We start from the raw sequence: 26987 nt of genomic DNA on the forward strand, positions 1-26987 counted from the left end.
GTCAGGCCGCGAGGGCCAGGGTGGGCGGCCCTCGCCTGATGACACTGTGGTGGAGCTCGACGGTCTTGGGGCCGGGTTTGTCATCCCCGTACGAAACGGGGGCGTGCAGCGCCTCGTCGTGCACCGTGGCCAGGCCCGCGAGCAGGGCGCGGACCAGCGCGAGCGCCCCGCGCACCGCACCGACCACCGCCGCCACCGCGATCTCGCACGCCGCCGGGCCGGACAGCCGGACCAGCCGCCACAGGGCCGCCTCGCCACGGCGCAGCAGCCAGCCGACGGCGAGCGCGGCCAGCAGGTGCACCAGCAGCATGGGCAGCGACGGCACCATGCAGTGCACCGCCGCCGGATCGGCGGCGGCCGGGGTGTCGGCCGGTGCCGCGACCCCGGCGGCGGAGGCCATGTCGAAGCCGCCCAGGCCGAGGATGTGCCGCGCCTGGGCGCCGTCCACCTGGCCTGCGTCGAGCCCGCATGTCAGGTGCCGGGCGAGGGAGACCACGGCCTGGTCGGAGAGCCTGCCGGACCCGCCGCCGCTGCCCGCCATACCGGGCATCGGCATCGTCGACGCCGGCTGCTGCCCCCAGGAGAACAGGGAGTGCAGCGCGAGCTGGCCGAGGGCGAGTCCGGTGGCGATCCCCGGCAGTGAGCGTTCCCGTCCGGCCAGCGGAGCCGCGACGGCGAACACCGCCACGCCGGCGACGCCCAGGGTCCACAGCGGGACGGCCGCGCAGGAAGCGATCATGTGCCCGGCCGCGGACAGCACGACGCAGACCGCGGTGAACACCGCGGCCCTCAGCAGCCGCAGATCGGCGGCGGCGCGTGCGGTGGAGACGGGCGGGGCAGACATGGCCGCGCCATCATCCCACTGCCGGTACCCGCGGCCCACGGCAGGGCGGTGCGCAAGGGGAGCCGCCCGCCGTGTCAAGGGCGGCCGGTGGGGCGCGCGACGGCGCATGTGCAGCGCTTCGCTTACACCGATGCGCTTGGTCTTCGCATCCGCCGAATGAGCGGTATCACGGTCCGGACATGCTTACGGACCTTGAGGCACGGCAATAGGTAACGATATGTCGAGCCGCGGCCAGGAGGCTGGAGCGATGAGCATCTGGTGGTCACTCCATCTGCGGCGTGAGGCTGCGAGCGTGCCGCTCGCCCGTCGTCTGTTGTTGGGCACGATGGAGACGGCGGGCGTCGACCCGGACATCTGTTACGACCTGGCGGTCGCCCTCTCCGAGGCCTGCGCGAACGCCGTCGAGCACGGCGGCGACGCGGCCAGCGAGGACTACCGCGTCACGGCCTTCATCGACGGCGATACCTGCCGCATCGAGGTCACGGACTCCGGCCCCGGCTTCCGCGGGGCACCCCCGGCCCCTCCCCATACCGATGCGGACCGCGCCCTCACACCGGCCCCCGTGCCCACCCCCGCGCGCGCTCCCGCGTTTGCCGAGGAAGGCCGGGGGCTCTTTCTGATCGAGGCCCTCACCGACCACGTCCGCTACCGCAACCGCACGGGCCGTCCGGGCGCGGTGGTCAGCTTCGACAAGATCCTCAAGTGGCGGGAGGGCGCGGCGCTGCCGATGGCGTCGTAGCCGGTCGGCTACGGCCACATGGCTTTGACCTGCTGAAACCCGCTCACCGGAGATGACAGCCGGGCTCTCTTGGCTGCCCCTCACAGCCCGGATTCAGGCGGCCAGGGCACAGGCAGGGCACATGGCGGAGGAAGTCGCCGTGCGAGGTGTGCCCTCAGGGGGCGGGGGCGCTGCGGTCGCGGCATCTGCGCCCGCCCGAGTGAACGCGGCATCCATCGCCCGCCGCGTACGCGACTCGCTGTTCGGCATCAGGTGCGTGTACGTGCGCAGCGTGAAGCCGGCGTCCGAGTGGCCGAGGTACTCGGACAGCGCCTTGATGCTCTCGCCGGCGTCGAGGAGGACAGACGCATAGGCGTGGCGGTAGGCGTGCATGCCGTCGTCGGGGGCTGCCGCGTAGCGCGGCGAGCCCTTCTCGCGAGGCGGGATGACTCCCACCTCTGCGAGGGCGCCCTTCCAGATGTATTGGTTGAAGACGCTGCGGTGGTAGGCACGCCCCTGCTCGTCGGTGAAGATCAGCCGGTACGTGCGCGGCTCACCGTCGGGTTCGATCCACGGCAGCGTCACGAGGACCGGTGGGTACTCCTTCATATGGGTCTTGATCGCGGCAGCGAGCTGGTCGGCCATCGGCACAGTGCGGAGGCGGTTGCCCTTGGGCGGGGCGAACACCATCGTCGAACGGACCAGCTTGATCTGCTGGTTGATGTGGACCACACCGCGGTCGAAGTCGAGCGCATCCTCGTCGAAGCCGAAGACCTCGCCCTGGCGCAGGCCGCAGCCGAAAGCCAGCTTGCCGCCGCACTGGAAGCGGTGGGGCAGTGCGGCGTTGACCGCGTGCACGCGGTCCAGGCTCCACGGGATGATCTTCCGCTTCGGCTTGCTGGGTAGCTTGACCGAGCTGGACTTGCATGGATTCTTGGGCAGCAGCCCGTCCTCGACGGCGGCGTCCAGCATGGCGGAGAGCACGGAGTTGACCAGGCCGATGGTGGACGCCTCAAGGCCCGCGCCCTGAAGTTTCTTCACCCAACTCTGGACGAGCGAAGGGCGGTTGAGGGCGCGCAGCTCCAGGTGGCCCAGGTGCGGTTCGATGTGGTTGCGGACGATGCCCTTGTACGCGTCCACCGTGCCGATGCCAGCGGTCGCGTCGTCGAGCCACTCGCGGGCGTACGTCTTGAGCGTCTTCTTCGCCGCTGTGGGGTCGACGTACTTGCCCTGGCGCAGGTCGTTGTCGACGGCTGCCGCAGCCGCCTCGGCGTCGACCTTGCGGTCGTAGTTCTCCTTGCGCTGCTTGCCGAGCGGATCTCGGTAGCGCAGCTGCCAGCGCTTGCCCTTGCCGTGGTCGGCCGTGGGGACCTTGCCCTTGTGCTCCGGGCACTCGTCGTCGCCTTCCTTTGGGAAGGTCTTGTGCCATCGGTCGTACACCTCAGCCAAGGAGGGCCCCCTGTATGCGGTTGAGGGTCCGGGCCGTGGAGTGAGAGACGGCGCCGTGGGCTGTCCACGAGGGCAGCAAGGCAGCTGGCGGCACGCCGAGGGCGGTGGCGATGGTGACGAGGTCGTCTACGTCGCAGCGGCGTCGGGAGCGTTCGGTGCGGCTGAGGGCGGTGTTGGTCAGCGGGCGCCCGAGGGCGGTGCAGCGCTCGGCGAGCTGCTGCTGGGAGAAGCCGCGCGCGAGGCGTAGGCGCTCGATATTGCGCGCGGTTCGGATTCCGGCGGGGCCTATTTCAATTGGTCGAGTAGCCATGACGGATAGCTGTAACTCGAAAAGACCGGCCATGGCAAGGGGTTGCTCAAGCAACCTGGAAAACTTGTTGGCGCCAGTTATTCGGACGGTTCGGTGAAGCCGGATTTCCATGATATGGTCCCGCGCTGCGAAATCGGGGAGGCGTCTGATGGCCTCTGGTCTGGGGGATCGTGGTGGTTCTGGCCTGGTGCTTCGGCGTCGGCTGGCATGCCCCGTGGCGTGGAGATGATCCGGGAAGAAACCGGGCAGAGCCTCTCGCTTTCCGGCGTGATTTCGGCAACCGGGGATTCGGGTCTACGGTTTTGGTCCCACTCGGCGAAGTGCCGTTTGGTGCGGCCGTGGAATTTCCGCACAATGCCGCTGGACGCCGCAGACAACCTGTGGCTGTCTTGTCCATCCCGCCATTCCTGTGAAGGAGCCCCATGCCTCGAAACCCCCGCCCCGCAGCCGATGCCGGTGGTGCGGGCCGTGCGCCGCTGGCCACGCCGGAGGAGGTCGCGGCCTACCTCGGCGTGCCGGTGAAGACCCTCTACCAGTGGCGCCACCGCCGCATCGGCCCCAACGTCCTGAAGGTCGGCCGCCACCTGCGCTACCGCTGGCTGGAGGTGGACGAGTGGCTCACCGCCCAGTCCGCGTACGACCTCACGGCCTGACCTGCGCGAAAGCGATGCGGCCCTCGGCGCGCCAACGCCGAGGGCCGGAGATTCCCCTGCACAGCACCCATCCCTGAACGAACGAGCCTGCAAGGGGCGGGACCTAGCCCGTCCTGCCCCTTGCCAGAGAGGAACGTCTATGGAGGACTCTACGTCCCCCACCACCACGAACACATCCTCCAAATCCGTCTGGCCCACGGCCGCCGTCCCCGGCCAGGGCATCCCCTATCGCCGCGCGGACCAGGCGGACACACGGTCCCCTGCCGCGAGGACCGCGGAACAATCGTCGGGCGTGGAAGCGCGCGGGGACCAGCGCCCCGCTGACGCGCCGGATGGGGACCGTCCCCACGATGTCCCTGTTCCCAGGTCGCCACAAGCCACGGTCCCGATATCCACACCCCCTGGAAACGTGCAGGCCAGCGGCGTGAAAACGGGGACTGGTCCCCAAGACACGGGCGTTGCACCAGGGGACCGCAATGGGGGCCGTGATCGCGGTCCCCTCCGGTCGCTGGGGACCGACGGTCCCGTGGAGACCGCCCAGCAGGCCGGGACCGGTCCCGTCGACTCACGGGGACCGGATCAGGGTACCGGTCCCCAGGCTCCCAAGGGGCCGGGAGACCACGCGAAACTGGGTTCCGGTGAGGGTGCACAAATGTTGGATGAGTTGCGGGCGGCGATCGGCAAGTACGTGGTGCTGCCCAGCGAGGAGGCGCTGATTGCTGTCACCCTGTGGGTGGCGGCCTCCCACATCCAGACCGTTCTGCAGCACGCGCCCCGCCTGGCGGTGATGAGCCCGACGAAGGGCTGTGGCAAGTCCCGGGTTCTGGACGTGCTGCACGAGACCGTGCACCAGCCGATGATGACGGTGAACACCTCCCCGGCTGTCATCTTCCGCATCATCGGTAAGAACCCGCCCACTTTGCTGGTGGATGAGGCCGACACCATCTTCGGGCCTAAGGCGAGTGGCGACAGTGAGATCCTGCGCGGCCTGCTGAACGCCGGGCACCAGCGCAACCGGCCCGCCTGGCGCATCTCCGGACCGGAGCACAAGCCCACCCCGTACCCGACCTTCGCCATGGCCGCGATCGCCGGGATCGGCGACCTCCCGGACACGATCACGGACCGGGCCGTCGTGCTGCGCATGCAGAAGCGCAAGCCTGGTGAGAAGGTCGCCCCCTTCCGCTCGCGGTACGCGGTGCCCGAACTCAACGCGCTGCGCGACCGGCTGGCCGCCTGGCTGGGACCGCTGCGGAGTACGGCTGCGCGCATGGTGCCGCCGATGCCGGTCGAGGACCGGGCTGCGGACACCTGGGAGCCGCTGGTCATCATCGCCGACCTCGCCGGCGGCCAGTGGCCCGCGAGTGCCCGCGCCGCCTGCCTGACCATGACCCGGCACGAAGCGGCCCAGGACGAGCAGACCAGCTTGAAGACGCGGCTGCTGCGCGACATCCACCGCATCTTCGAGAAGGAGGGCAATCCCGAGGCCCTGCCGACCCAGGATCTGGTCGCCGCCCTGATTCAGGACGCTGATGCCCCGTGGGCGGAGTACGGCACCAAGGGCCTGAATGCCTACCACCTGGGGAACTTGCTGCGGGACTTTGGCATCGGCCCGGCCAACTACCGGTTCGACAAGGGCAGGCAGGCCAAGGCGTACATGCGCAATCGGTTCCTGGATGCGTGGGCTCGTCACTGCCCCGACCTCGTCGAGACAGCGTCGCCTGATCCCGTACAAGGGGGCGCGCCCGCCCGCCCGGCCCACCGGCTGCCGCCCGCCGCCCCGACGGGGTCGCTGCCCATCGGCCCCCCTGGCGGTACCCCGGGCCCCAAGCGCACCCGCTAACCCGGCCTTCCCTGGGTCCGTATCAATCCGTCGCGTCCGTCCCCGCGCAGGTCAGCGCGGGGACGGACGTCCTCACTGGGACGGACTTCTCCGTACCAGCACTCGGGTCCGTACCTGCTCTGACCAGCCCTGCAACGGATGCGACGGACGTGACGAAGTCCCGCCCACATACCACCGGAGCACCACCATGCATGACACTGACACCGACGACGGCCACCCCGCTCCCCGCCGCAGGGGATGGTTCGGCCTGGCCCGACGAACAGCAGCAAGCTGGAGCGAACGAGCCTCTAACGAGGCTTCGTCCGCGCTTGCCCCCGCCCCAGGGGTGGCGGAGGAAGAGGAGGCCGGGCGCCAGCGGGCACCCGAGCCGGAGGAGGGGAAGGCCCAGCCCAACGCCGCGCCCCGCGCCGACAGCACCGAGCACCCCGCCGCCCCGCACACTGAACCGCTCGCCGATGGCCGAACGCCCGTCGAGCAGCCATCGTGGCGTGAGCCCGACGCCCCGAGTCTGCCCGCGCGGATGAACCGCAAGCGCACCACCGAAAAACGCGACCGGGACAAGACCATCCGCTTCACCCCGACCGCCGTACAGATCATCGATGACGCAGCCAAGCAGCGCGGCCAGACCTTCGCCGGGTTCGTCGGCGACGCCGCCCTCGCGGTCGCGCTCGGCAAGACGAACATGGTCGGCAGCCCGGAGGACGATCCGATCCGCCCGCTGGTGGAAGCCATCGAGGCGCACACCAAAGCGCTGAACCGGATCGGCACCAACCTCAACCAGATCATGGGCGCCATCCACTCCGGCGCGATACCCGAGCGCACCGAGGCTGTCCTCGACCGCATCGAGCAGGCCGCCGAGGCCAGTTACGGACTGATGGACCAGCTCCTGGCGGAAGGAGCCGGCCATGGTGCCTGACGTCTCCACCGGCTCCGACACCCGTGGACTGATTGTCTACCTCTTCGGCCCCGGTCGTCGGGACGAGCACACTGACCCCCACATCGTCGCCGCCTGGGACATGGCTGGCGCCCCCGACCCCGGCCGCGACCCCACCGCCACCTACACCCAGCTCGCCAAGCGCCTCGACCACCATGTCGACCTGCGCACGCGCGAACTGGGAGGCAAGAAGCCGCCGAAGCACGTGTGGCACTGCCCGGTCCGCATCGCTCCCGGCGACCGCTACCTGACCGATGCCGAGTGGGCCGAGGTCGCCCGCCGCGTCGTGGCCGCCACCGGAATCGCCCCCGAAGATGACGACGAGGCGTGCCGGTGGATCGCGGTCCGCCATGCCGACGACCACATCCACATCCTCGCCACCACCGTCCGCGCCGACGGCCGCCGCCCCCGCACCAACCGCGACGGATGGCGGGCCCAGAAGGAATGCCGAAAGATCGAGGCCGAGTTCGGGCTGCGCCGCCTGAAGTCCGGCGACCTCACCGCACCCCGCACACCCACCGGCGCGGAGCGCGCCAAGGCCGACCGCCAGGGCCAGGAGGTGACCGCGCGGGAGTGGCTGCGCGAGCAGGCATACGCGGTCGCCGCAGCCGTACACAGCGTCGACGACTACTTCACCGTGCTGAGCTCGCTCGGTATCCAGGTCAAGCCGCGCATCGGCCCCGAGACCGGTGAGGTGACCGGCTACAGCCTGGCCGCCCCCGGTGACACCAACGCCCAAGGCGGGCCTGTCTGGTACGGCGGCTCAAGCCTCGCGCCAGATCTCTCCTACAACCGTCTGACCGAACGCCTCACCACCCAGGAGGTGGCCGACCGCCCCCAGCAGGTGGTGGACCCGACCGACTCGTGGCGCCGCACCGAATCCGCCGTACACGTCGCTGGCACCGTCCTCGATGCGGGCGACGACGCCGTGGCCCAGGGCCACCTAGAAGCCTTCGGCGACACCCTGCACAACCTGGCCCGCGCCACACCCGGCCCCCACCAGGCCGAACTGCAAGCAGCGGCCCAGGCGTTCAACCGGGCCCGCCGCTCAGCGATCCGGGCCGACCACCAGGCCGCCACCGACCTGCGCCAAGCCGCCAAGGAACTCACCTATGCCTCCAGCATTCCGGGCGGACTCGCCATCGCCCTCGTCTTCGCCGCCCTCCACCTGGCCCGCGCCGCCGCCCACTGGCACGCACAGCGTGGCCACGAACAGCAGGCAGCGGCAGCCGAACAAGCCGTCCGCCACCTGCAGGCCAGCTACCGCCAGGCGGCCGAGCCCGTCCTGGCGGACCTCACCCGCCGCGCACCCCGCCCTGCCACAACCCGGCGATTCGAGGCCGACGTGCGGACAGCCATCCCCGACCACGCCGACCGCATCCTCACCGACCCCGCCTGGCCCGCCCTGACCACAACACTCGCCCGCGCCGAGACCGCCGGCCACCGCCCCCGCCACCTCCTGGCCGAAGTGGCCGCCCGCCGAGAACTCGACACCGCCGAGCGGCCCGCCGAAGTCCTCAACTGGCGCATCATGGCCCAGCCGAACAGGCGCGCACAGGCAGCCCGCGCCAGCAGCACCCGCCACACCGCGCCCACCGCGCCCGTATCGCAGCCCGCAACCGCAGCGATGAGCGAACGGCCTGCGGATCGCCGTCGAAGTCGATAGCGATCACGGCCGTGATACTTCAGCTCGGCCTGGCAGAGGAAAGTGCCATCACGAGCTGGCCCGGATCTCCGGTGTAGACGATCACCTCTTCGTCGTCGTCCGGGGGATCGAAGCGGGCGAAGAAGTCGTCGAGGGCTTCCGGGGTCACGGTGAGGGCATTGGCATCTTCGCGCTGATTGCGCTCGGCGAGGCGCCGGAGCAGTTCCTCCTTGTCGGCGGGGAGGTAGACCACGAGGGGGTGGCCGCCCGCTTCGCGGGCGGCCTGCCTCCAGGCGTCACGTTCGCTACGACGCCACAGCCCGTGGTCGAGGATGACGTCGTGCCCGGCCTCGATCTCCTTGATGAAGCGCTCCCGGGTCGCCTCGACGACGGGACGTTCGCGCTCGAAGTAGGTGTGCTCGGGGTAGTCCACGCCGTACCGGCCGTGGAGGCGGTGCACCTCCTCGTCCACGGACAGCCGGACGTAGTCGTGATCGGCCAGGGCCTGGGCGACGGTGGTCTTCCCAGAGCCGGTGATGCCGGCCAAGAGAACGGCGAGGGGCACGTGGTCATCCCTTCCGCGACGAGCCTGCGCGAGCGTGGTCATTGTCTCTGATCCTGGCCGGTGTGTGCGTAGGGTCGCCAGGTCGTGTAGATGCTGCGGGCCTCGCTGGGCCAGCTGAACGGCATCCGGTCCGGGTGCACCCGGCGGAAGGCGAACCGAGGATCGCTGATGTTGATCACGCCGTTGTGCTGGCCGACGTGGGACAAGAGGCGGCTGGCCTCGTCTCTGACGGCCGGGGTCTGTTCCTGCCAGGTGCCGGACGAGAAGTGCTGGACCCTGCGCCGGAGGTCATCCAGGACGCCCGAGCGCCACTTGAAGTGGTGCACGGCGCAGATGCGGTCCGCATCGGGCCGGTCGCCGGGGGCCCGGTGGTTGCCGGAGGCCACGGTGACGTCGTGGCGGGCGAGGACGATCTTTCTGGGGTCGCCGTGCAGGAGCCGGTGGGTGAGGTGGCCGCCGAGGGGATAGGCGAAGTCGAGTCCGCCTTCGGGCCTCCAGCCAGTCAGGTGTCCGCTCGCAGCGACGCGGTCGAGCATCAGCCCACCCACGACACGGTGCCCGGACGTCTCGGCCTGGGCGATGACCTCGGTGAGTGGGGCGGGGTACTGCTGGAACTCGTCAGCATCGGCGAGCAGGTGCCAGCCGGGCCCGGCCGCCTGGCGGAGAGCGTCGCGGATCTGGGTGTTGGTGTGCTCGTGCCACGGGCCCGTGCTGGTGCTGGTGGGGATGACGCCCAGCTCGCGGCTGGCGGCCTGGAGTTCGTGTTGCCGCTGGTCGGGGACGTGCTCGGGGAAGTGGAAGGCGATCAGGAACCGCTCGATGCCCAGCCACCGGTAGTGGCGGACCCAGGCGGCCAGCAGCGGAGGTTCGACCGGGCCGACGACTGCGATCAGGGCGGGAGGCGTGCTCAGCATCGTGACTCCTTGGCCCGCAATGAGGTGAAGGATCGGGTGAGGAAGTCCGCTTGCTCTGCGGCGGTCCGCATGCCCAGCAGGCCGGGAGCCTCGGGGCCTGGCCGCTCGGGCGGCTGGCGGACGACGGTATGCAGGGCGTCAGCGAGGCCGTCGGGGTCGCCGACGGGGAAGGTCTGGGCCCAGGGATGACCACGGAGGCAGGCAGTGAGGGCGGGATCGTGGTCGGAGACGATCAGAGGGACGCCGAGGCGGGCGACGTCCATCACGAGCCCGGATTCCTTGCCGACGCCGGGATGCCGGGTGACCAGGGCGGCGTCGGCGGCGCCGTAGACCAGCCGCAGCACGTTCTCCGCGATAGGGCCGGGCACAGCGTGCAGGTGGAGACGGGGCAAGGTTCTCCACCGAGCCAGTACGGATTCGTCGAGCGGCGTGCCCGCGACCACCAGGTGCAGCGGTTCCTTCAGGCGGGCGAGGGCGGCGTCGATAACGTCGATGTCCTTGTACGGCCACCAGCCGCCCACCAGGCACACCACGGCTTCGACGGCAGGAATACCGAAGGCCGTCCGGCCGCCCTCGCGTTCGGCGTCGGTCAGGCGGCGGCCGTCGTCGACCGCGAAGGCCCGCACCACCGCAGGCAGCTCGGGGAAGGCCACAGCGAACTGATCACCTACGGCCTGCGTCGGGTACACCGCGATCACCCGTTGCTCGCCTCGACGGGCGAGTCGGCCGAGCAGACGCACCACGCCGCCCTCGGTGGTGACCTGTTCGTGGACGAACCGCAGGTGCGGCTGGCCGCCGAGGAGGGTGGCGGCCCCGTGGAGGGCCTCGCTCGCCGTGAGGAGCACCACCGCCTCACTGTCGGGTTCTAGGCGGCGAGTGGTCCGCAGGGCGGCTGCCTCGGTCAGGCAGCGGGCGATCAGGGTGATCTGGTGGGGCAGCCGTCGCACGCTCCGGTGCCAGCGGCGCGAGCGGAAGACCCACTGCCCGGCCTTGGAGAGCCTTGACGCCAGGCGGGAGGCGCCGAGCAGGACCCCCGCCAGGCGCCCGGCCGGAGCGGTCACCAGCTGGGCGCCGGCCTCGCCCAGGGCCGTGGCCGCCTCGCGGGCGATCCCGTTCGGGGCGATGACCAGGCTGCCGGGCCGGGCCTGGGCGAGTGCCACCAGCGTGCGCTGGTGGTGCCCGCCCAGGCGGTCGGCATACGGCTCGATGAGCACGAGAGGGCAGGTCATCCGGAGACCACCCCGTCCCCATGGGCGGCGGTGAACCGGTGCCGCAGCCACGAGGGGTCGTTGAGATGGTCGAACTGCTGCGGGTCGCGGGCGGCCTCACGGGCGAAGGCGACTCCCTCACGGGCCCCGGCGGCGGCGTACGTGGCGAACTCACCATCCCGGCTCGTGACCCATGCCTTCACGCGGTGGCGGGCGTCGTCGTCGGCCATCCCGTACTCGCTGCCGCGGGCGAGCATCGCGCACTCGCGGAAGCCTGCCTTCCAAGCGTGGAAGGGACTTTGGTTGAACCGCGTGATGCCTGCGGTCCGGTCGGCAAACTCGATGCTGCCGGGCAGAGCGGCGAGTACGTCCACGGCCTCACCCATCGCGCGCAGGGCACTGCGGCGGATCAACTTCAGCCCGCCGTAGCCGTAGGACAGTCCGTTGACCGGGTTGACCGCGCGCCACACCCGCATGGACACGCCCTCGTCCAGCGGCTCCACGGCGGCCGGGTCGAAGGCCGTGTCGATGCCGAAGTCGCCATCGGCGAGGAAGAACTGCTCGCGGTCGACGACCTCGGCGCACAGCCGGTAGGCCCGGCGCATTCCGTGCACGCCGTGCAGGCGCTTGACCGTGCCACCGAGCGTCCGTTGCACGCGGGCGTGGAGGGAAGTGGCCATCGGCTCGTCGTACGAGAGGAAGACCGCGTCGAAGTCAGTCACGACAGGGCCTCCAGGTAGCGGTCGGCGACCAGAGCGGGCGCGAAGTCGGCGGTAGAGGCGTAGGCGCGCTTGGCATGCAGGGCATGGAACTCGTCGTCCGTTGCCAGCCGCTCGGCCAGGGCGACCGCCTCCTCCGGGGTGGCGAAGCACAGTTCGGGATCGATGTGCTCGGCGAGCCAGCCCAGGCGCGGGGAGATGACCGGTAGGCCCATGCCCTCGCAGTCGATCACGCTCATGGACCAGGGGCAGCCGGGGCGGAACGGAGCGATGCCGAAGCGGGCGCCGGCCAGAAGGTTCTTGTAGCGGACGCGATCGCCTCGGTCGGAGACGATCTCGACGTGCGGCATGGCCGCGAGCTGGTCGCGCATCTTCTCGGGGCTGTCGTCCAGCCCCGTGCGCTCGGCGCGGCGCTTGCCGAAGAGGTCCATGACCCGCAGCCGAACGGTGGAGGCGGCCAGACCACGGGCCAGGTTCACGAATTGGTCGGTGCCGTAGTGCGCGTACAGCCGGTGGTTGTAGATGCCGATCGCCCCATCGCCGGACGCGGGCGGGGCGGTGGCGGGGTCGCGGACCAGGCGTTCATCGCGTGGGGCGGGCACGACCCGCAGCTTCTCGTCGAGGTCAACGGTCGTGCGGACGGCGGCGGCCGACACCCACGAGGCGGCCGTGGAGGAGTGGACCATTACCCGGTCGCAGGCGGCCAGCCCGGCAGCGAACGCCAGCAGCACGGGCCGCCCCAGCCCCGCGTCGTTCAGGGAAGGGTCGAGCAAGAGCTGACCACCGCCGGTGAAGGAGAACGGCAGGTAGTGGCAGTAACCGGCCAGCAACGCGTCCGAGCCGGCCTCCAGCAGGGCCGTGCGGATGGCCGGGGCCTCCTCGATCTGATTGGCCACCACCACGTCGGGCCTCTCGGCCCGGATCAGTGCCACCAATTCGTCGATGTCCGTGGAGAAACGGGCCCGGTACTTCGTACCCGGGACCTTCGTGCGGTGGAAGCCGCAACGGACATCCCCAGCTGCAGCCGGGGCCGCTACCGTCACCTCAGCCCCGGCGTCCGCCAGAGCCGGGGCGAGCAGGTCCGCGAAGATCCATCCCGAGTCGGCCGAAAGCCGGTCGGGGTTGGAGATGTTGAGCAGGTACAGCACGCGCATGATGCTTCGCCTCCCTCGTCTGCCCGGAGCGTCGATCCGGGTCGGTGAGGGAAGGAAAACGGCGACGCGAGCCGTGACGGGATGGTGAACTGGGATCACTCACGGTTCATTCATGCTCACCAACGATGACGCGGGCGGGGCTTCGATGGAGGCGCAAGGCGAGGAGATCACGGTCGAGCAGGCGGCCGAGGACTTCGCGGCCGAGGTGGCTCGCTGGCGGGAAGTGCGCGGCATGTCCAAGAGGGCGTTAGCGCTGGCCATGGGCTTCGACCCGTCCTACGTCAGTCATGTGGAGTCGGGCCGCCACAAGCCCAGCGAGGAGTTCTCGCGCCTCGCCGACGAGGCCCTGAACGCCGGGAAGGCGATCTGGCGGCGCTGGTGCGACTACGAGCAGGCAAAGGCTCGTACTCGGCGGCCAGCGGCGACGCCGCCCGCCCAGCGCAGGCCAGAGCAGCCATACGCGACCGGATCGGCCCTCGTCGTGGAACACGACGCAGCACGGCTCCACTACGACGGCAGCAAGTACCGGCTGACCATGCGCCGGCGGCTGCGCAACACCGGCGACGAGCCGGTGACCCGCTACCTGATCCGCATCTCCGTCGACCGCTACCCCGGCCACCCGGAGCGGTCCAATGCGCACTACCGTGCCCACCCGCTGACCTGGGATGAACTCGACCTGACGGCCACCTGCCGGGGCGAGACGATGCGGTGGCAAGCCAAACACGACCGCGACGCCTTCAAGGAAGTCTGGCTGCTCTTCGACAACGACCAAGGCCGCTTCCCGCTCTACCCGGGCGAATCCGTATGGATCGAGTACGCCTACACCGTCGGCGACGACAAGTGGGGCAACTGGTTCCAGCGGGCCGTCCGCCTTCCCACGGAGCGACTGGAAGTCCAGCTTGTCTTCCCCGCCGCCCTCGACCCGGTGGTGTGGGGAACCGAGACCTCCATGACCGCCGAGGCGACCCCACTGCGAACCCCACCCGTACGCACCGACACGGGTGAGCAACGGCAATTCACGTGGATCACGACCACACCCGCCCTGCACGCTCGGTACCGTCTGGAGTGGCGGTTCCGGGCACGGCCAGAACACGAGACGGATCAAAGGGAGTTCAGGTGATTGACGTGCGGCCCAGCCAGCAGATGCGTGACCTCGGGGTCGTCCAGCAAGGCGCTGGCATCCTCACCGAACCGGCCCGCGCCTTCGACCTGCCCACCGAGCGCGACAAGGCCGAGCACACCGTGGACGAGCTGTTCGCCGCTATGGAGCGGATCGGACAGGTCCACCCCTTCGCCAAGGGCATGGGGATCGCCGCCCCGCAGATCGGCATCGCACGTGCTGTCGCCGTCGTTCAGCCGCCCGGCGCCGCCCCTGCCATCATCCTGCTCAACCCGCGAATCACCGCCTGCTCCGGCGAGACGGACGAGCAGTACGAGGGATGCCTGAGCTTCTTCGACGTCCGCGGCCTCGTCCGCCGCCCCCTGAAGATCACGGTGGAGACCACGGCCCTGACCGGCGAGACTGTGACCACCGTGTACGACCGCGGCCTCGCCCGCCTCATCCACCACGAGATCGACCACCTCGACGGGCTGCTGTACACCGCCCGAATGCTGCCTGGAACCGAGCCTATCCCCGTGGAGGAGTACCGGCAGACCGGCCGTGCCTGGGTATATGACGGTGCCTGATCCAAAGGCCGCTGCCCATGCATCACACGTATGTCAACGGCCACGAGGCCCGTCGGACAGGCACCGAGCCTCAGCCATGAGGTGCCCATGCAGTAGTTCCTTCTCGGAGGTGAGACTTTTGGTTCGTTGATCACTTGTCTGAAGTGCCAGCCCATATCCCAGAGTTGCTGATTCACTATCAGTCGAATGTGCGGACACAACCTGGGAGGGGACACCGTGGACCCGACGCTCATCGCCTTGGCCAGCGCGGGCGGTACCGCCGTGGTATCGGCCATGGCAACGGATGGATGGAACACGCTTCGATCAGGTGTCGTCACTCTGTGGCAACGGTTTCGCCCCGCCTCCGCTGGTGAACTGGAACGGGATCTCGACACGACCCGTTCGACTCTTCTCGCAACTCCGGCCAGCGACGTCGAACAGGTCCGTCAGGCTCTTCAGTCCGCCTGGCAAGGGCGGATGCTAACTCTCTTCCTGGAGGATCCGGCGGCCGCAGCGGAGTTCGAAGCCCTGCTGTCGAGGCTCGGGGAAGCCAGCTCGCCCCGGACGAACACCAGCTTCCACGCCGAGGTCCGTGATCGCGGCCGCGTGTACCAAGCAGGCGGGAATCAGTTCATCAGCGAGCGATGAGCACAGGCCACTGGGATCACGAAGACGACGCCTCTTGGCACATGCGTGCCAGCGCCGAGGATGAGGGGCGCGTCTACCAAGCAGGCGGCGACCAGCACATTACGGAGTATCACTTTCATGGCTCAGCCCCCGACATAGACGACGATGACGACGAGGATGGAGATGACGACTGGGGCTACTACGAGACGGGAGGCAGTTCCTGGGACACGGTCTGGGAGACGCTGCTTAGCGTCCTTCTTGCCTTGGTCCCACTACTTCCACTCGCGATCGCGGGCGCCAGCACGCGCGCCGTGTGGTCCGACAAGTCCGACCCATCGACTTGGTGGGCCGTGCTCTACTCGCTGGGAGCCGTCATCGTCGGTGCAACAGCCTTCATCATCATTCGTGAACGCCTGTCCTACAGGTCGCACCTGATCGACAGGCTTTCCTGGCTGTACGTACCTGTGAGCATCGGCGTCTTCGTCTACTACGTCATGGGGGATCCCGCCGGGCTCCAGCTCAAGTTCATCGGCGACATCGGCCTGGAGCTTGCTCGTAAGCTCGGCCCTCTGTGATCCCGCCCCAAGCAAGTGCTTGCTGTCCACCAGCATCAGGAGAAAGCAGCAATGAAGGCCAAAGGCCGGCGCGACGAAGAACACTCCCGGTGGAACATGCATGCCCAGGCCGAGGGCGAGGGTCGCGTGTATCAAGCCGGTGGCGACCAGCATCTGACGGTTCACGTTCACGGGGTGGAGCCAGACTCCGGGTCAGAACCGTACAGGCTGGCCGCACTAATGCCGCTCATCAGACTGGCCCAGTTTGTATTAGTTCTCGCCTTCGTCGTCTGTGCCGTGGCCACCGGTCTGGTCCTCTACAGTGGCGGCTTCACAGTCGAGTTCCTTAAGGGCCTAGGGCTCACCTCAGGAAGCTTGGCGCTGCTGATGGTCGTTGAGCGAATTACGACGGGCCGCTGGCACAGGTGGTCACGCCCCCGCCAGCGAGCAGCGCGCCGGTAGGTGCCTGTCCGTGAACTGATCGTTCGAGGGACGATACCGCGTCTCCTATACGGGCGTTCCGGGGGCTTGGGGACTATGGGCTGGTCGGCCTTCCGCGGGCACACCCAGGGCACAACACACCGAAAAACCCTGCGGACCAGTGAGAACTACCGAGCGTAGTTTTCCCTGGTCCGCAGGGTTTTCACGGCAAAGTCGCAGGTCAGCCCCACCCTCCTGCCATTCGATCCTCAAGTGGCGGGAGGGCGCGGCGCTGCCGATGGCGTCGTGACCGGCCGGACACTGGGAACTGGGCGCTGAACCACCGAGACCGGCTGTGCCGGGATGGCTGTGATCGTTACTGATCGAGGGCCGCTGCCCGTCCCGCTCCGTGTCCGGAGGGAGCCGCTCGGTCGCCGGCCGGCCCGGGTCGGGGCAGGTCACCCGCTGCGGGCGATGCCGTTCCGGGCGGAGCGGGGTTCCGTGGAAGTGGCGCCGATGGAGCGTTCGGGGCGTCCGGGTCGTCCGGGTTCGACGGGGTGAGGGTGATCCATCCGGGAACCGACCCGGCGATGCCTCCCACGGGAGGCATCGCCCCGAGCGCTCCGGTCGCGTCGGCGCCGCGGATCGGCAGGCACGCGCGGAACGGCAGCTTCGGGAGAGAGTAATGAGCGGTTATGTGAACCTCGCCTACGACTACCCGGTCCTGGGTGCCTTCTGGACGGCGATGTGGGTCTTCCTGTGGGTCCTGTGGATCATCCTGCTGTTCAAGATCATCTTCGATATCTTCCGGGACGACTCCCTCAACGGATGGGCCAAGACGGGCTGGCTGATCTTCGTGATCGTGCTGCCGTTCCTCGGCGTCTTCGTCTACGTCGTCGCCCGCGGCAAGGGGATGGGCGAGCGCGAGGCGGCGCATGCGAGGGCCCAGCAGCAGGCGTTCGACGCGTACATCCGGGATGCCGCCGGTACGACGGGCCGGAACGAGGCGGACCAGCTCGCGAAGCTCGCGGAGATCCGCGCCAAGGGCGACATCACCGAGGAGGAGTTCCAGCGGGCGAAGGAGAAGATCCTCCACTGACCACCGCGCGGCACACGCCGCGCCGCGCACACCGCGCAGCACGGACCGCACACCGCACAGCTGCTCCGTAGGGGAGCCGGCTGTGCGGTGGATGTGTGTCAAGTGCGGCCGCGGGCGCAGGTCTTCGTGGGGCGGGCGGTCGTGGGCCACGACGGGACACGGCCGTCCGCCGGGCGGTGCCGTTCCGGAGTCGGCGTCAATTCGGCGTGGCGAGGCGGGAGATGTCGATCCGCGATGCGGCAGATGTCGATCCGCGATCCGGGAGATGTCAATCCGGGTGAACGTCGGCCGCTCGACAGCTGGCCGGTAATCGTCCCTGGAGAAGGTGAGCAGCGCGGTCTCGCGGGCGGGAGGACCTCCCCCGCGGCGTCCCCTGTCCCTACGAGACCGGCGCGCACCAGGACAAACGCGAAGTGCTTCGCGTTAGTCTTCTCGGACAATACTTGGCGTGAACCCGCACTGCAATACGGAGCCGCCGTGACGACACCTCAGCAAGCCCCGGGCGAGACCCGACCCGGCGGGCGAACGGCCCGTACCCGCCAGGCGGTTCTGGCCGCCGTCTTAGAGGAGTTGGACGAGGGCGGCTTCGGCGAGCTCACCATGGAGAAGGTCGCGCAGCGCTCGGGAATCCACGTGGCCACGCTCTATCGGCGCTGGCGCTGCATCGAAGGCCTGGTCTGCGAGTCGCTGACCGATCTGAGCGGCAGCGTGCCGCTGCCCGACACCGGGACGCTGCCCGGCGATCTGCATGCGCTGGCCCGCTCGATCGTCGCGTTCTACGGGGAGCCGCGGATGCGCCGGCTGATCGAGGCGGTGGTCTCCGCGGCGGCCCGCGACCCCCAGGCCGCAACGGTCCTGCGGACCTTCTTCGAGGAACGGCTGCCGCTGGCCGGGCGGATGGTGGAGCGCGCCGTCGAACGCGGCGAACTGCCCCCGGAGACCGACCCGGTGGAGGTGATGTCGGCCCTCGGCGCGCCCTTCTACTACCGGATGCTGATCGCCCGTCGCCCGGTCGACGGCCGCCTCGCCGAGTCCGCCGCCACGGCCGTGTGGGCAGCGGCCCGCGCGGGTGCGTACACGAAAAAAGGCAGCGGGCCGGTGGACGACGCCACCGGCCCGCACGCGGGGGCTACTTCTTGAGCAGACCCGCCATCCACGCCTCGACCTCGTCCGACCGGCGCGGCAGCCCGTCCGACAGGTTCCGGTTGCCGTCCTCGGTCACCAGGATGTCGTCCTCGATCCGCACGCCGATGCCGCGGTACTCCTCGGGCACCGTCAGATCGTCCGCCTGGAAGTACAGACCGGGCTCGACCGTCAGCACCATGCCGGGCTCCAGCGTGCCGTCGACATACGCCTCGGTGCGGGCCGCCGCGCAGTCGTGCACGTCCAGACCGAGCATGTGGCCGGTGCCGTGCAGGGTCCAGCGGCGCTGGAGACCCAGCTCCAGCACCCGCTCGACCGGGCCCTCGACCAGGCCCCACTCGACGAGCTTCTCGGCGAGCACGCGCTGCGCCGCGTCGTGGAAGTCGCGGTACTTCGCGCCCGGCTTGACCGCCGCGATACCCGCCTCCTGGGCCTCGTAGACCGCGTCGTAGATCTTGCGCTGGAGGTCGGTGTACGTGCCGTTGACGGGCAGCGTGCGCGTCACGTCGGCGGTGTACAGGGTGGTGGTCTCCACGCCCGCGTCCAGCAGGAGCAGGTCGCCGGAGCGGACCGGACCGTCGTTGCGGACCCAGTGCAGGGTGCAGGCGTGCGGGCCGGCGGCGCAGATCGAGCCGTAGCCGACGTCGTTGCCCTCCACGCGGGCGCGCAGGAAGAACGTTCCCTCGATGTAGCGCTCGCTGGTGGCCTCGGCCTTGTCGAGGACCTTCACCACGTCCTCGAAGCCGCGCACCGTGGAGTCGACGGCCTTCTGGAGCTCACCGATCTCGAACTCGTCCTTGATCGCCCGGGCCTCGGAGAGGTAGACCCGCAGCTCCTCGTCGCGCTCGGCGGTGACCTTGTCGGTCAGCGCGGCCTCGATGCCGGCGTCGTGGCCGCGCACCACACGGACCGGGCCGGTGGCCTCCTTGAGCGCCTCGGCCAGCTCACGGACGTCCTTGCACGCGACACCGAGCAGGGCCTCGGACTCGGCGAGGCTGTGCCGGCGGCCGACCCACAGCTCACCCATGCCGCTCAGCCAGAACTCGCCGTTCTCACGGTCGGAGCGGGGCAGCCGGTGGATCGTCGCCTCGTGGCCGTCCTCGGTGGGCTCCAGCACGAGGACGCTGTCGTCGGTCTGGTCGCCGGTGAGGTAGACGTACTCCGTCGAGGCGCGGAAGGAGTACTCGGTGTCGTTGGACCGGGTCTTCAGGTGGCCCGCCGGGATCACCAGGCGCTCACCGGGGAAGCGCGCCGAGAGCGCGGCCCGGCGCCGGGCGGCGTTCGGGGCCTGCTCGATCGGCTGGAGAGCGCGCAGCTCGGTGTCGGCCCAGCCGCCCTTCATGTTCTCCGCGAGCTCATCCGAGACGCCCGGGTAAAGGCCGTTCTTGCGCTGCTTGATCGGCTGCTCGTCCGCATCCGGGGTCTCCGGAGTGAGCTCGTCGGTCACCATGCCTCCTCTTAAGAGTGAACCGCATTCCATCGTATGTGTGGATGGATTGCGGTCCAGAGGGCAAAACGTGTGACCTCTCAGGCATTACGGCCATAGGGCGCACGGCCGCGGCGGTGCGGAACTCCGTGCGCCGCCCGGCACTACTCTCCGCCGCTCCCCGCTACAGCGCGCTACGGCTCGCCGCCCGCGTTGTGCCGGCTACTCCTCCCTACCCCTCGAAGTATGTCGCCAGCAGCACCACGTCCTCCTCGGACGAGGGATCGTCCAGCCCCTGGGGCAGCATCGCCCGCACGATGTGGTCGACCACCGCCTCCGGATCACGACGGCTGGCCCTGGGCACGCTCGCGGCGGCCGTGTGCAGCCGGGCGAAGGCGCGCTCCATCGGCTCGCCCGTCCGGTGCAGCAGCCCGTCGCTGTAGAGCAGCAGGGTCTCGCCGCCGGCCGGTTCGATCTCCACGCTCGGCGCCTCCCAGCAGGCCAGCATGCCCAGCGGCGCGGAGAGCGAGGTCTCCACGAACTCGGTCCGCAGATCGCCGAGGATCAACGGCGGACAGTGGCCGGCCCCGGCGAGCACCAGCTTGCGGGGCATGGGGGCGCTCCCCCAGCCGCCGGGGGGCGTGTCGGCCACACCGTCAAGGAGCGGGTCGCCGTCGCCGAGGCCGCCCGCCACCGGCGGCCCGCCCGGCGCACCGGGGGGCGGCTCGGTGAAGGCGAACAGTGCGGTGGCGCTGCGGGCCGGTTCGGTCAACCGGAGCAGCAGTTCCAGATCGGAGAGGACGGCGACCGGGTCCTCGCCCTCCATGACCGCGTACGCGCGCAGCGACGCCCGCAGCCGCCCCATGGCGGCCACCGCGCTCGGCCCGGATCCGGTCACCGAACCGACGGCCAGGCCCAGCGCGCCGTCGGGCAGCGGTAGCGCGTCGTACCAGTCGCCGCCGCCGCGCGGGCCGGTGCTGTGCCGCACTGCGAGGCGTACGCCCGGGATCCGCGGCAGCCGGCGCGGCAGCAGCTCCTCGTGCAGGGTCTCGGTGGCCTGCCGGCTGCGGTGCAGTTCCAGGAGGCGGGCGAGGTGCTCGGAGGCGTGCGCGCGGTAGAGCCCGACGAGGTGGCGCTGGCGCTCGGTGGGCTCGGCCGGCTCGTCGTAGAGCCAGACCGCGGCGCCGATGCGGCCGATGGGGGCGGCGGTGAGCGGGACGGCGTAACTGGCGGCGTACCCGAGGCGGGCGGCGACCTCGCGCAGGCGCGGGTCGAGGTCCTTCTCGCCGGGGATGTCGGGCTCGCTGATCTCACAGGTGTCGTCGCCGGTGGAACCGGGCTCGGGGAGGCCGTCCAGGATCCGCGCGTACGACAGGGCGCGGCGCGGGACGGTCTCGATGTGTCCGATCTCGGCGTGGCCGAGGCCCAGGCCGACGGTGGTCTCCGGGCCGAGTCCGTCTGCGGGGGCCAGGACGACCATGCCGCGGCGCGCGCCGACCAGGGCGGCGCCGGCCCGCAGCAGCTCGTGGAGGGCCTGCTCCAACGTGCGGGTGCGGGCGAGCTGCTCGGTCAGTTCGTGCAGGGTGCTGAGGTCGGAGATCCAGCCGGCCAGTCGGTCCTGGACCGCGGCGAGTTGGTCGATGGCGGAGAGGTCGGGGGAGAGGCCGGACGCGGAGTCAGGAGCGCCTTCGCGGGCGGCTTCGGGGGTGTCGGACGGGCCGTCGGACGGGTCCGACGGGGAGCCGGCACCGGGGTCCGCGGGGGTCTTCGCCCCGTGCGGGGCGACAGTGTGCGCGGGCGTGGGGAGTGCTGGTTCGATTCCAGCCACTTTCGGTACGTGCGGGGCAGTCATGGCTGGCGACCATCGTCGCGCAAGACATCGCACCAGGTCAGGCCACCAATGGGAAGGGAGTGCGGCCATTTGCTGAGTGGTGCTGTGCGGGAATTTTGGGCGCTCAATTTCCTCAATAGCATCGCAAACCCCCATGTCATGCTGCTCCGCTATCAATGCCTCCACATGTACACGCACCAACGAGGCGATGTCCAGCATTGTCCCGATGGGGTTTGTGGTGTCAGCGAGGTCTGTAGATTGGCCTGAAAAGAGCCCCACGAGCGTCAATTTGAGGTCGACTGGCGCCGATCGACAGCGCGTCATCACCACCGCGGCGGGTACGTACTCGGAGAGGTGCGGGGCAAGTTGGGACCGCACCGGAACTCTCCGGCGGGCACCGGCGTCTCACACGACGACGACCGCGACGCACTCTCCCGAGTGGCGGGGACTGCACTACGGAAGCGCAAGCGCCATGCGCGCGCCACCCCCCGCCACGTTCCACGCTCGGCGTACGGCGTGATGCGCTGCCTTGTACACGCGGTGACCAGAGATCCACGTGGCGTGATCGATAGGGATCGACCCCGGGTCGCAGGGCCGGGCCGCAAGAGACGCCACACCACGGCATCGAGCGGCGCGGCGCGAAGCGAACGCGAACCGGCAAGCAGTGCCCTGTAGTGCGATGTAGTGCGATGGACAAAGCCCTCGGCGTTAACGGAAAGGAACGAGCGCTCATGCGCGAGATCCTCGGAAGGCGACGCAAGCTCCTGTTCCGGCGCAGCGGAAGGTCGGCGCTGCTCGGTGCGGCGCTCCACTGCGCCACCGAGTGGCAGTGGCCAGTACTCCCCGGCGTGGGACTCCGCTCCGCCGGTCGGGCAGCGGCCGGTGCCCGGCTCGGCCTCGGTGAGCGGCCCGCTCGCCAGTGCAGCTGCCCCGACCCCGACTGTGTGGTGCCCGGCGCGCACCCCTTCGACCCGGGCCTGCTGGCGGCCACCACCGATGCCCGGATGGTGCGTTGGTGGTGGACCAACCGCCCGGACGCCCCGATCGTCCTGGCCACCGGCGGCCGTGCGCCGTGCGCGGTGAGCCTGCCCGCCGTCGCCGGCGCCCGCGCCCTGGCGGCGCTGGACCACTTCGGCGTCCGCCTCGGGCCCGTCGTGGCCACCCCCACCCGCTGGTCGCTGCTCGTATCGCCGTACGACCTGCCGGAGTTGGGCGAGCTGCTGCACTCCCAGGACTGGGTGCCGAGCTCGCTGCGCTTCCACGGGGAGGGCGGCTATGTGGTGCTGCCGCCGTCCCAGACGGGTGCCGGCCGGGTGCGCTGGGAGCGCCCGCCGGCGTCCACCCCGGCGGCGCCCTGGCTGCCGAAGGTGGCGACGATCGTCGACGCCCTGGTCATGGCGAGCACCAGCACCCCCGACGGCGACAGCAGACTCGCGTACTGAGCGGCCCCGGGCGACGCGCGGGCGGTTCACCCGTCCGGGTGTGACCGGCCCGGATCACTACGGGAAATGGGTGTCCGGACGGCCGGGTGCCCCCTCACCTGCCGATAGGTTCGCCCCACCGTCATATGCCGTCGATCGACGGCGTCTCAATCGCAGGTGGGGCCATGCAACGCGCGCAGAAGATCCGCATGACCGGGCTCGCCGGTGCGGCGGTGCTCGCCATCGCCGTGCCGCTGGGGGCCGCCACGGCCGGTCCGGCAGATACCTTCATGTCGGATACGTCCGGAGCGACGGCCACGGCTGAAAATAGTCGCTCGGCGGAGAAGGGCATCAAGGGGGAAAGGGGTGGGAAGGCGGGCAAGGGCCGTACCGGTGCTGCCCGCTCGAACGGCCCCGTCGACCCCCTCGCCGACCTCGGCCTCCCGCTGCTCTACGGCCGTACCACCCGCTGCGGCCCTTCACTCGCCTCCGCCCGGGGCATCGAGGCCCAGACCTGCGTGCTCGCCGAGAGCGGCCGCACCTGGGCGCGTACGTACTACCGCAACATCACCGGCGCCCCGCTGCGCGCCGTGCTGACGCTGCTGCGCCCGGACGACAGGACCGTGCAGGTGAACTGTGAGATCCCGGCCGCCGACCGGCCGGGCGTCTGCGAGACCCCGGCCGCGCCTACGGTGCGCAGGGCCAGGACGGCGTACGGGGCGGTGGCGGAGATCTCCGATGCGGCGGGGAAGCGGCTTCTGCTGCGCTCCGGCGGCAACTCGGCCTCGGGTGAGAGCGGTTCGCTGCTCTGACGGCCGGGCCCGGTCCGGCGAAACCGACGATCCGATCGGAATGCCTGGTTCCGGACATGGAAGCGCCCGGTCGCTGGCGACGGGGGATGCACCAGCGACCGGGCTTCCAGAACCGTAACAAGAGATCGGCGGTTAGCAAATTCGATCGTGGATTTCCGGACGCTTATTTACCGGCAGGTACGGGGAGTTGTGACCGGTGTCACGGAGGTGTCCCGAGGGGCGTACGGGCCGCACGATCGACGGCGCCACCGTTAGCTCAGCGTGATCTGACGGTTGGTGAGCCCGCCGCGCGCCCGGCGCTCGTCGGCGGTCAGCGGGGCGTCCGTGGCCAGCGCCTTCGCCAGCCGCTCGGCGAACGCCTCGGCCGGCTTGGCGACGTCGTCGGCACCCATCGACGAGGGCAGGTCCCAGACCGGAACGACCAGCCCGTGGGCGCGGAACGAGCCCACCAGTCGGGTGCCTTCGCCGAGCGAGGAGGTGCCGGCGGCGTGCAGCCGGGCGAGTGCGTCCAGCAACTGCTCCTCGGGGTGCGCGGTGACCCAGCGCAGGTGGTTCTTCTCCGGGGCCTCGCACCAGTACGCGCCCTCCAGGCCAGGGATCCGGGCGGTGGGGATGGCCGCCGCATTGGCCCGCTCCAGGGAGGCGGCGACCTCGCCGGTGGCGTTCTCGGCGTTCTCCACCCAGAACTCGAAACCGGTGTGGACGGTCGGCTCAAAAGGTGCGTCCAGGTCGAGCAGGTCCTGGAGTCGAGGGCCGTCGGCGGTGGGTCGCCCGGCAGCGACCGGACTGCCCGGTTCCGCAGCCAGTGCGCGCTTCAGGGTGTCCGCGAGGTCGCGGCTGATGTCGCCGGAGGCGGTGTCGTTCTGGAGGCCGAGCAGCACCGCACCGTTCTCGCGGCGCAGCGCGGGCCAGGCCATCGGCAGGACGGTCGCGAGCGTCACGGAGGGCACGCCCTCGGGCAGCCCGCCCTTCAGCGTCAACTCGGCGGTGGCGGCGGGCACCAGCTCCCGCAGCGCCACCCAGTCGCACTCCCCGGGCAGGCCCTCGAAGGGGCGCTGCACCAGTTCCGTGACGGCGTGTGCCGCCTGCCGCCCGTGACACGCCTTGTACCGGCGGCCGGATCCACACGGGCAGGGCTCGCGAGCGCCGACGACCGGCACCTCGCCGTCCTTGATCTGGGGTGCTGCGGCGCGGGGCTGGGGGCGGCGCTTCTTGGCCATGGCGGCGGTGTCTCCTGGTCGATCCTGGGCGTACGGACGCTTTTCGGCGCGAGCCTAGAGGATCGCGTGCGAGGTCGCGCCTGCCTGTGGACAAGGCCGTGTCGGGGAGGGCGGACATGGCGTGCCCGCCGGTGGACGGGGCCGGGTCCCGCCAGGATGTCGCACCGTCAGATCCAGCACGGCGTGTCGACAGCGCTCGGGCACCGCCCTACAGCAGGTCGTCGAACTCCGCGAGGCCCGGCCCCAGCGGCCGTCCGCCGCCCGTTGCCGTGCGCGGTGCGAGCGACGGCGGCAGATCGGGCGCCAGATCCACGCGCGTAGCGAATGCGCCTTGAAGCGAGAGGACGGCCCAGACCGTCACCTCACCGGTGGCGGTGTCGCGTACGCCCCAGTCCTTGGCGAGCGACCGGATGATCGCCAGGCCGCGTCCGCCGTGCGCCGTGACCGACGGGGTGGCCGGGAGCGGCCGGGTCGGGCCGCCGCCGTCGGTGACCGCGACGGTCAGCCGCCCCTGGGCGTCGATCCGCCAGGACGCCTGGACGGACGCCGACGGAACGCTCCGGGACGCGCCGGCGGCGCCGTCCTTCGCGAGGTCCGCGGACGGGTCCCGCGTCGCGGCTCTCAGGGAGCCCGGCGACCCGTCCTCGTATATCGGACGCGCATGGCGACACGAATTGCTCAACAGCTCCGAAAGGATGAGGACCGCGTCATCAATGACACTGTCCTGAACTCCACTTGCCAACAGCTCTTCTCGCATGCGCCGCCTGGCCATGCCCACACCCGCTGGACCATGGGGTACGGCCATGATCGACGACGTCGGCACCTCTTGTGCCACCACCAACGCCACCCCCGAGACCTCCTTTGCCCCACGCCACGGGATGAATGCCCCAATGGACTGGACCGGAAACCGGCCAGAAGGCACACAGTGACGCACTAGACACAATCGAATACGAGCCGAATGCGCCGGTGCACACCCTGTGATGAGCTTTAGCCAAGGCCTAGTTGCATTCGCACCTGCTTGGGGCGATTTGTAATCACTGCATCCACGCCCAACTCCTGGCACAACTCGACGTCGGCCGGTTCGTTGACCGTCCACACGTGGACCTGGTGGCCCGCGCGATGGGCCTTGTCGACGTACTCGGGATGCGCGCGGAGGATCCGGATGCCGGGGCCCGCGATGCCGACGCCGCTCGGCAACCGGCCGTCCCGGTACCGGGGGGTGAGGAATTGCATCAGGTAGACGCCGGGGATGTCCGGTGCGGCGGCCCGTACGCGGTGCAGCGAGCGTGCCGAGAAGCTCATGACCCGGACCGGCGACGTCCAGTCGGTGTTCATGGCCGGTTTCGTGTGCCCGAACCGGCCGAGCAGCTCGACCAGTCGCTCCTCCACCTGTCCGGCCCAGCGCGTCGGATGTTTCGTCTCGATGGCCAGCTCGACCCTGCGGTCCGCGTCCGCGACCAGCTCCAGCAGCCGCTCCAGCGTCAGCACGGACGTCCGCTCCGGGTCCTCGTGCTGCCAGTCCGGAGCCTCGTTCCCGTAGCCGTCCTCCTTCCACGACCCGAAGTCGAGCGTGGCGAGGTCGGAGAGCTCCAGCGCGGAGACCGCACCGCGCCCGTTGGAGGTGCGGTTCACCCGCCGGTCGTGGACACACACCAGATGACCGTCCGCGGTCAGCCGGACATCGCACTCCAGGGCGTCCGCACCGTCCTCGATCGCCTTGCGGTAGGCGGCCAGCGTGTGCTCCGGGGCGTCGTCGGAAGCGCCTCGATGGGCCACGACGGACATTGCGGGACGATCCGAACGGGCGTCCTGGACA

General features: G+C 70.1%; 26 protein-coding genes. 13 read left to right on the plus strand and 13 right to left on the minus strand.

Translation table 11 applies throughout. The features are described 5' to 3' along the window. Nucleotide 1 precedes the first annotated feature (1 nt). Nucleotides 2-844 carry a hypothetical protein gene (locus AB0C96_RS02445; RefSeq protein ID WP_362912818.1) on the minus strand — a complete coding sequence of 281 codons (843 nt, stop codon included), beginning with the start codon at nucleotides 842-844 and terminating at the stop codon, nucleotides 2-4. A gap of 247 nt (nucleotides 845-1091) precedes the next feature. Between AB0C96_RS02445 and AB0C96_RS02450 the strand changes: the two genes are divergently transcribed. Continuing rightward, a complete protein-coding gene (locus tag AB0C96_RS02450; protein ID WP_362912820.1) occupies nucleotides 1092-1583 on the plus strand; it encodes an ATP-binding protein in 492 nt (163 codons plus the stop codon). A 93-nt stretch (nucleotides 1584-1676) separates the two neighbouring features. Here AB0C96_RS02450 and AB0C96_RS02455 read toward each other — a convergent pair whose 3' ends face one another. Both AB0C96_RS02455 and AB0C96_RS02460 read right to left on the minus strand, forming a co-directional pair. Then, on the minus strand, nucleotides 1677-3011 hold the full coding sequence (locus tag AB0C96_RS02455; protein WP_362912822.1) for a tyrosine-type recombinase/integrase: 1335 nt from the start codon (nucleotides 3009-3011) through the stop codon (nucleotides 1677-1679). After that, on the minus strand, nucleotides 3004-3321 hold the full coding sequence (locus tag AB0C96_RS02460) for a helix-turn-helix transcriptional regulator (RefSeq protein ID WP_362912824.1): 318 nt from the start codon (nucleotides 3319-3321) through the stop codon (nucleotides 3004-3006). The genes AB0C96_RS02455 and AB0C96_RS02460 overlap by 8 nt, the downstream gene beginning before the upstream one ends. Nucleotides 3322-3743: 422 nt before the next feature. Between AB0C96_RS02460 and AB0C96_RS02465 the strand changes: the two genes are divergently transcribed. The 4 genes from AB0C96_RS02465 to AB0C96_RS02480 all read left to right on the plus strand — a co-directional run bounded on the left by AB0C96_RS02465 (nucleotide 3744) and on the right by AB0C96_RS02480 (nucleotide 8414). After that, nucleotides 3744-3974, plus strand: coding sequence for a helix-turn-helix domain-containing protein (locus tag AB0C96_RS02465; protein ID WP_362912826.1), 231 nt, complete (start codon nucleotides 3744-3746; stop codon nucleotides 3972-3974). Nucleotides 3975-4626: 652 nt separating this feature from the next. Next, nucleotides 4627-5814, plus strand: coding sequence for a DUF3631 domain-containing protein (locus AB0C96_RS02470; protein WP_362912828.1), 1188 nt, complete (start codon nucleotides 4627-4629; stop codon nucleotides 5812-5814). Between the two features lie 187 nt (nucleotides 5815-6001). After that, nucleotides 6002-6730, plus strand: coding sequence for a hypothetical protein (locus AB0C96_RS02475; protein WP_362912830.1), 729 nt, complete (start codon nucleotides 6002-6004; stop codon nucleotides 6728-6730). Further along, nucleotides 6720-8414, plus strand: a complete 1695-nt coding sequence (locus AB0C96_RS02480) for a mobilization protein (RefSeq protein ID WP_362912832.1) — start codon at nucleotides 6720-6722, stop codon at nucleotides 8412-8414. The genes AB0C96_RS02475 and AB0C96_RS02480 overlap by 11 nt, the downstream gene beginning before the upstream one ends. A gap of 19 nt (nucleotides 8415-8433) precedes the next feature. Here AB0C96_RS02480 and AB0C96_RS02485 read toward each other — a convergent pair whose 3' ends face one another. From AB0C96_RS02485 to AB0C96_RS02505, 5 genes are read right to left on the minus strand one after another with little or no spacing between them, the layout of a single operon-like run. Continuing rightward, a complete protein-coding gene (locus AB0C96_RS02485) occupies nucleotides 8434-8958 on the minus strand; it encodes an ATP-binding protein (protein ID WP_362912834.1) in 525 nt (174 codons plus the stop codon). 38 nt (nucleotides 8959-8996) lie between these two features. Beyond that, nucleotides 8997-9872, minus strand: a complete 876-nt coding sequence (locus AB0C96_RS02490; RefSeq protein ID WP_362912836.1) for a glycosyltransferase family 2 protein — start codon at nucleotides 9870-9872, stop codon at nucleotides 8997-8999. Then, nucleotides 9866-11101 (minus strand): hypothetical protein, encoded by a 1236-nt coding sequence (locus tag AB0C96_RS02495; protein WP_362912838.1) that lies wholly within the window; start codon nucleotides 11099-11101, stop codon nucleotides 9866-9868. Before AB0C96_RS02495 ends, AB0C96_RS02490 begins: the two co-directional genes overlap by 7 nt. Continuing rightward, nucleotides 11098-11802, minus strand: coding sequence for a hypothetical protein (locus AB0C96_RS02500; RefSeq protein WP_362912840.1), 705 nt, complete (start codon nucleotides 11800-11802; stop codon nucleotides 11098-11100). The genes AB0C96_RS02495 and AB0C96_RS02500 overlap by 4 nt, the downstream gene beginning before the upstream one ends. Further along, nucleotides 11799-12953, minus strand: a complete 1155-nt coding sequence (locus AB0C96_RS02505) for a glycosyltransferase (RefSeq protein WP_362912842.1) — start codon at nucleotides 12951-12953, stop codon at nucleotides 11799-11801. Before AB0C96_RS02505 ends, AB0C96_RS02500 begins: the two co-directional genes overlap by 4 nt. 112 nt (nucleotides 12954-13065) lie before the next feature. Here AB0C96_RS02505 and AB0C96_RS02510 point away from each other — a divergent pair, with 112 nt between their 5' ends. The 6 genes from AB0C96_RS02510 (at nucleotide 13066) to AB0C96_RS02535 (ending at nucleotide 18458) form a co-directional block, all read left to right on the plus strand. Continuing rightward, a complete protein-coding gene (locus AB0C96_RS02510) occupies nucleotides 13066-14073 on the plus strand; it encodes a helix-turn-helix transcriptional regulator (RefSeq protein WP_362912844.1) in 1008 nt (335 codons plus the stop codon). Next, nucleotides 14070-14639 carry a peptide deformylase gene (locus AB0C96_RS02515; protein WP_362912846.1) on the plus strand — a complete coding sequence of 190 codons (570 nt, stop codon included), beginning with the start codon at nucleotides 14070-14072 and terminating at the stop codon, nucleotides 14637-14639. Before AB0C96_RS02510 ends, AB0C96_RS02515 begins: the two co-directional genes overlap by 4 nt. A 216-nt stretch (nucleotides 14640-14855) precedes the next feature. After that, the gene (locus AB0C96_RS02520; RefSeq protein WP_362912848.1) at nucleotides 14856-15266 is read left to right on the plus strand and encodes a hypothetical protein; all 411 of its coding nucleotides are present in this window, start codon (nucleotides 14856-14858) and stop codon (nucleotides 15264-15266) included. After that, a complete protein-coding gene (locus AB0C96_RS02525; RefSeq protein WP_362912849.1) occupies nucleotides 15263-15820 on the plus strand; it encodes a hypothetical protein in 558 nt (185 codons plus the stop codon). Before AB0C96_RS02520 ends, AB0C96_RS02525 begins: the two co-directional genes overlap by 4 nt. A gap of 1084 nt (nucleotides 15821-16904) precedes the next feature. Further along, nucleotides 16905-17318, plus strand: coding sequence for an SHOCT domain-containing protein (locus tag AB0C96_RS02530; protein ID WP_362912851.1), 414 nt, complete (start codon nucleotides 16905-16907; stop codon nucleotides 17316-17318). A gap of 477 nt (nucleotides 17319-17795) precedes the next feature. Next, nucleotides 17796-18458, plus strand: coding sequence for a TetR/AcrR family transcriptional regulator (locus AB0C96_RS02535; RefSeq protein ID WP_362912853.1), 663 nt, complete (start codon nucleotides 17796-17798; stop codon nucleotides 18456-18458). Here the strand turns inward: AB0C96_RS02535 and AB0C96_RS02540 are convergent. Together AB0C96_RS02540 and AB0C96_RS02545 are read right to left on the minus strand one after the other, a co-directional pair. Continuing rightward, nucleotides 18448-19908 carry an aminopeptidase P family protein gene (locus AB0C96_RS02540; protein WP_362912918.1) on the minus strand — a complete coding sequence of 487 codons (1461 nt, stop codon included), beginning with the start codon at nucleotides 19906-19908 and terminating at the stop codon, nucleotides 18448-18450. The genes AB0C96_RS02535 and AB0C96_RS02540 overlap by 11 nt on opposite strands. Nucleotides 19909-20119: 211 nt before the next feature. Then, nucleotides 20120-21739, minus strand: a complete 1620-nt coding sequence (locus AB0C96_RS02545; protein ID WP_362912855.1) for a PP2C family protein-serine/threonine phosphatase — start codon at nucleotides 21737-21739, stop codon at nucleotides 20120-20122. Nucleotides 21740-22449: 710 nt separating this feature from the next. On the opposite strand from AB0C96_RS02545, the gene AB0C96_RS02550 reads away from it, so the two are divergent. Together AB0C96_RS02550 and AB0C96_RS02555 are read left to right on the plus strand one after the other, a co-directional pair. Further along, complete coding sequence (locus AB0C96_RS02550; protein WP_362912857.1) at nucleotides 22450-23160, plus strand: bifunctional DNA primase/polymerase; 711 nt, start codon at nucleotides 22450-22452, stop codon at nucleotides 23158-23160. Between the two features lie 164 nt (nucleotides 23161-23324). Next, on the plus strand, nucleotides 23325-23951 hold the full coding sequence (locus AB0C96_RS02555; protein ID WP_362912859.1) for a hypothetical protein: 627 nt from the start codon (nucleotides 23325-23327) through the stop codon (nucleotides 23949-23951). Nucleotides 23952-24202: 251 nt separating this feature from the next. On the opposite strand, the gene AB0C96_RS02560 is transcribed toward AB0C96_RS02555, so the two are convergent. The 3 genes from AB0C96_RS02560 to AB0C96_RS02570 all read right to left on the minus strand — a co-directional run bounded on the left by AB0C96_RS02560 (nucleotide 24203) and on the right by AB0C96_RS02570 (nucleotide 26956). Beyond that, complete coding sequence (locus tag AB0C96_RS02560; protein ID WP_362912861.1) at nucleotides 24203-25171, minus strand: DUF5926 family protein; 969 nt, start codon at nucleotides 25169-25171, stop codon at nucleotides 24203-24205. Nucleotides 25172-25379: 208 nt separating this feature from the next. Further along, nucleotides 25380-26018: an ATP-binding protein gene (locus AB0C96_RS02565; RefSeq protein WP_362912863.1), complete on the minus strand. Its 639-nt coding sequence runs from the start codon at nucleotides 26016-26018 to the stop codon at nucleotides 25380-25382. A gap of 140 nt (nucleotides 26019-26158) precedes the next feature. Beyond that, nucleotides 26159-26956 carry a glycerophosphodiester phosphodiesterase gene (locus tag AB0C96_RS02570; RefSeq protein ID WP_362912865.1) on the minus strand — a complete coding sequence of 266 codons (798 nt, stop codon included), beginning with the start codon at nucleotides 26954-26956 and terminating at the stop codon, nucleotides 26159-26161. Nucleotides 26957-26987: the final 31 nt, after the last annotated feature.

The organism is Streptomyces sp. NPDC048506 (genome assembly GCF_040651315.1).
Classification (GTDB): domain Bacteria; phylum Actinomycetota; class Actinomycetes; order Streptomycetales; family Streptomycetaceae; genus Streptomyces.

Bases quoted from the DNA above. Each gene is read 5' to 3' on its own strand.
- AB0C96_RS02505 (WP_362912842.1), bottom strand. From the start codon at position 12,953: ATGCGCGTGCTGTACCTGCTCAACATCTCCAACCCCGACCGGCTTTCG.
- AB0C96_RS02480 (WP_362912832.1), top strand. From the start codon at position 6,720: ATGGTGCCTGACGTCTCCACCGGCTCCGACACCCGTGGACTGATTGTC.
- AB0C96_RS02525 (WP_362912849.1), top strand. From the start codon at position 15,263: ATGAGCACAGGCCACTGGGATCACGAAGACGACGCCTCTTGGCACATG.
- AB0C96_RS02560 (WP_362912861.1), bottom strand. From the start codon at position 25,171: ATGGCCAAGAAGCGCCGCCCCCAGCCCCGCGCCGCAGCACCCCAGATC.
- AB0C96_RS02510 (WP_362912844.1), top strand. From the start codon at position 13,066: ATGCTCACCAACGATGACGCGGGCGGGGCTTCGATGGAGGCGCAAGGC.
- AB0C96_RS02465 (WP_362912826.1), top strand. From the start codon at position 3,744: ATGCCTCGAAACCCCCGCCCCGCAGCCGATGCCGGTGGTGCGGGCCGT.
- AB0C96_RS02470 (WP_362912828.1), top strand. From the start codon at position 4,627: ATGTTGGATGAGTTGCGGGCGGCGATCGGCAAGTACGTGGTGCTGCCC.
- AB0C96_RS02490 (WP_362912836.1), bottom strand. From the start codon at position 9,872: ATGCTGAGCACGCCTCCCGCCCTGATCGCAGTCGTCGGCCCGGTCGAA.
- AB0C96_RS02530 (WP_362912851.1), top strand. From the start codon at position 16,905: ATGAGCGGTTATGTGAACCTCGCCTACGACTACCCGGTCCTGGGTGCC.
- AB0C96_RS02460 (WP_362912824.1), bottom strand. From the start codon at position 3,321: ATGGCTACTCGACCAATTGAAATAGGCCCCGCCGGAATCCGAACCGCG.
- AB0C96_RS02445 (WP_362912818.1), bottom strand. From the start codon at position 844: ATGTCTGCCCCGCCCGTCTCCACCGCACGCGCCGCCGCCGATCTGCGG.
- AB0C96_RS02495 (WP_362912838.1), bottom strand. From the start codon at position 11,101: ATGACCTGCCCTCTCGTGCTCATCGAGCCGTATGCCGACCGCCTGGGC.
- AB0C96_RS02475 (WP_362912830.1), top strand. From the start codon at position 6,002: ATGCATGACACTGACACCGACGACGGCCACCCCGCTCCCCGCCGCAGG.
- AB0C96_RS02450 (WP_362912820.1), top strand. From the start codon at position 1,092: ATGAGCATCTGGTGGTCACTCCATCTGCGGCGTGAGGCTGCGAGCGTG.
- AB0C96_RS02555 (WP_362912859.1), top strand. From the start codon at position 23,325: ATGCAACGCGCGCAGAAGATCCGCATGACCGGGCTCGCCGGTGCGGCG.
- AB0C96_RS02545 (WP_362912855.1), bottom strand. From the start codon at position 21,739: ATGACTGCCCCGCACGTACCGAAAGTGGCTGGAATCGAACCAGCACTC.
- AB0C96_RS02550 (WP_362912857.1), top strand. From the start codon at position 22,450: ATGCGCGAGATCCTCGGAAGGCGACGCAAGCTCCTGTTCCGGCGCAGC.
- AB0C96_RS02570 (WP_362912865.1), bottom strand. From the start codon at position 26,956: ATGTCCGTCGTGGCCCATCGAGGCGCTTCCGACGACGCCCCGGAGCAC.